Source organism: Limosilactobacillus reuteri subsp. porcinus (genome assembly GCF_036621895.1).
Lineage (GTDB): Bacteria > Bacillota > Bacilli > Lactobacillales > Lactobacillaceae > Limosilactobacillus > Limosilactobacillus reuteri_J.
In genome coordinates this window covers 1-3,232 of record NZ_LN887335.1, presented here as the reverse complement: position 1 = coordinate 3,232, position 3,232 = coordinate 1, and the positions used below count along the sequence as shown (strand labels likewise).

Genomic DNA, 3,232 nt, shown 5'->3' with positions numbered 1-3,232 from the left:
CTTAAATTGACATTTCGGGTGACAAAAAATTTAGTTAAGGAGCAAAATTATGACATTAGGAACTTATCAGCAAGTCAAGGATTCATTAAAAAAATTGGGAATAACTGACTATACTGTGATTAACCACCCTGCTGCTCACACCACCGAAGAAGCTGATGCATATATCGCTGGTCATGAAGGTGTTCGCACTAAAACCATGTTTCTGAAAGGGAAGAAAAAGAATTTCTATATGGTTATTATGGATGATAAAAAACCAATGGACTTTCATAAATTCATGGCCCTAACTGGAACTAAAAGGGTTTCAATGGCTCGACCGGAATATCTGCAAGAACAGCTTGGTTTAGAACCAGGAATTGTTTCTCCATTTGGTTTGCTAAATAATGAAGCTCATAATGTAAAGGTGTATTTTGACAAGGACATTGTCGACGAACCAATTCAGACCTTCCATCCTAATGAAAATACTCATACAATTTTTATTAAGACAGATGACCTGTTCAAATTTCTTAAGCAGATTGATTTTGAACCAGAAATTATTGATTTGTAACCACCAGTCGATTACTTATCGCGATTAGCTCCCTCTTTTTTTGGGGGGGAGTTTTTTGTCTTGTAATGTTCTCACTAATAGCAAATAAGTTCAAGTAAAAAACAGAGCCACCTTCAGAAATAAGGTGATCCCCCGTCAGGAAATTACATTGTGACATAACGTACCTATTAGGAATAAGTAACAAGCAATATATAAGTCTATTTTAAGCTCGTGTTCACTTTTACTAGTTTTCAACTTAAATTCTCCATTTTCATGAACTTAAATTCCTAACTTTTTCGTGTTATTATATCAATAATTCTGCTTCTCTCTAGTCCCTCAGCCTACTTGATCCTAATTTTATCCCAGGAGATATTACTAAAATGAATAAAATTTATTTCTTATGTACTGGCAATTCTTGTCGCAGTCAAATGGCGGAAGGCTATGCAAGAATTTTTCTAAAAGACAAGTACGAAATCCAAAGTGCTGGTCTTGAAGCTCATGGCGTTAACCCCCTGGCAATTAAAGCAATGGCAGAAGATAATGTCGATATTAGTCACCAACATTCTAAAACGATTAACCCTCATTACTTTCAGGCTGCCGATTTAATTGTTACCTTATGCGGTGATGCTAAAGACCATTGCCCCGTCACCGCTCCCCAAACGCGCAGTATTCATTGGCCCTTGCCAGATCCAGCACAAGCCACCGGAACTCCTGAGCAGCAGCTGCTAATTTTCCGGCAAGTCCGCGATGAGATTAAGCAGCGGATTTTAGCCTTAGCAAGCAACCCGTAAAATTATACTAATATCTAAAAAAATGCCTTCTGAGCAAAACTCATTTGTTTACTCATAAGGCATTCATCGTTATTCCATATAATTATGGAGAATATCATCCGACGTTGCCTTTAATTTTAGATAATCGATATTATTAGAGAATAGCATAATCATTCGTTTCGTCTTGTAATCAGCGACAAAGCAACTGTTATATCCAGGAATACTCCCATTTGCGCGAATAACGTCCCCATCAAAGTAGACTCCACCAAAATAGGCAACTTCTTGATGCTGCGCCTGTTGGTAGTATTCATTAATCATTTTTGGATCTTTCAGCACCTCATTATATACAAACTTCCAGTAATCATTTGGCGATATAAATAGGTTCCCTGCTCCAAAGTCTGAAGAAGTCGTTACAGTTACCCGGTGCCAATCAACCGTTGGATCCATAGGTTGTGGGATTTCCTTTTTTGAAACTTCAGAAAAGTCTTTAATTTGGTGAAGATGGAGCGGTTTAGCAAATTTTTTTTGAATATAGGCATTATAGCTTAAATGTGTTTGCTTACTAACAATGGCTGCCAATATTTCATAATCAACATCTTGATAATCCCATGTGTGTGTATGATCATACTTGAGATGTTTAAACATATAAGCAATTTGGGCTTTTTGGCCTCTAAGCGGTTCAAATGGACGATCATTATTAATCAAGCCACTAGTATGGTTCATTAATTCCCGAATTGTAATCTCTTTACTGCCGTCAATCTGTGGGTAATACTTACTTAGCGAAGTGTCCCAAGCTAATTGCTTTTTTTGTTTTAATTGGTAAACAGCGGTTCCCGTTACAATCTTTTGAAGCGATGCCGTGGGAAATAGTCGATCCGCCTTTACGATTTGATCTTTATTTGTGGTTTCATTATTTTCAATGACAACTGGCTTCCCATCTTTGCCATTAACTAGCATCACCCCATTAATATGATGGTTCTTCATATAATCTTGAAGTTGATGTTGCGTTTGTTTGTCAACTACTTCTGCCTTTACCTTTGATGGCGTGGTCAATAAGAAGATGGCAAAGGAACAAAGCGTCAAAAAAATATACAAGTTAACTTTTTTCATAATTATAAGTATTCCTTCCAGGCATCCGTTTTCGAAAAAATATCTACCTGTATTATACAAATTTTATCCCCCATCTTACAAAGTAGAATAAAAATCTGATTTTTATTACTAAAACACTTTAAACTCATTCGATTTATGTTAAAATTCTAACGTCAATAAATAAAAACCGCAAAAATAGTTCGTAAATAACGAACATTATCAAGGGAGAGCTAGAATGAATAACGACGTCGAAAAAGTTTTATATACTCAAGATCAAGTCAACCAACGCTTAGATGAACTTGCTAATACACTTACTGAAAAATATCAAGATGAATTTCCAGTTTTAGTTTCCGTAATGACAGGGGCAATGATTTTCACTAGCGAAATGATGAAGCGCCTTAATTTCAAGTTAAACGTTGATTATGTCGACGTCTCTAGTTACGAAGAAAGTTCAGAATCCACTGGAAAAGTTAAATTAATTCAAGATCTTTCCCACAATATTAAGGGTCGACCAGTTATTATTATGGAAGACATTATTGATACTGGTCATACATTAAAGTATCTCGCTGATCTTTTCGCTGATCGTGGCGCAAAGAGTATTGAGATTTGTTCCTTACTCGATAAGCCGGACCGTCGTGAAGTTGATGTTGAAGCCGATTACGTTGGTTTTAAAGTTCCAAACGAATTTATTGTCGGATATGGCCTAGACTTTAATGGCCTTTACCGGAATCTTCCGTTTGTCGGTGTGTTAAAGCGTTCTGTATATGAATAATAGTTAAAGGCTGAGAGAAAATGTTATTTCTTTCAGCTTTCTTTTTGGATTTAAACACGCGGTTTGTAAAATTAAGTT

At 36.2% G+C, this 3,232-nt stretch carries 4 protein-coding genes; 3 read left to right on the top strand and 1 reads right to left on the bottom strand.

What is annotated here, in order from left to right:
• Positions 1 to 49: 49 nt before the first annotated feature.
• Both AACL61_RS01505 and arsC read left to right on the top strand, forming a co-directional pair.
• Positions 50 to 544 (top strand): prolyl-tRNA synthetase associated domain-containing protein, encoded by a 495-nt coding sequence (locus AACL61_RS01505; RefSeq protein WP_102816243.1) that lies wholly within the window; start codon positions 50 to 52, stop codon positions 542 to 544.
• A gap of 359 nt (positions 545 to 903) precedes the next feature.
• Positions 904 to 1,314 (top strand): arsenate reductase (thioredoxin), encoded by a 411-nt coding sequence (gene arsC / locus AACL61_RS01500; RefSeq protein WP_102816242.1) that lies wholly within the window; start codon positions 904 to 906, stop codon positions 1,312 to 1,314.
• 69 nt (positions 1,315 to 1,383) lie between these two features.
• On the opposite strand, the gene AACL61_RS01495 is transcribed toward arsC, so the two are convergent.
• Positions 1,384 to 2,403, bottom strand: a complete 1,020-nt coding sequence (locus AACL61_RS01495) for a serine hydrolase domain-containing protein (protein WP_102816241.1) — start codon at positions 2,401 to 2,403, stop codon at positions 1,384 to 1,386.
• 214 nt (positions 2,404 to 2,617) lie between these two features.
• Here AACL61_RS01495 and hpt point away from each other — a divergent pair, with 214 nt between their 5' ends.
• Positions 2,618 to 3,154, top strand: a complete 537-nt coding sequence (gene hpt / locus AACL61_RS01490; protein WP_102816240.1) for a hypoxanthine phosphoribosyltransferase — start codon at positions 2,618 to 2,620, stop codon at positions 3,152 to 3,154.
• Positions 3,155 to 3,232: the final 78 nt, after the last annotated feature.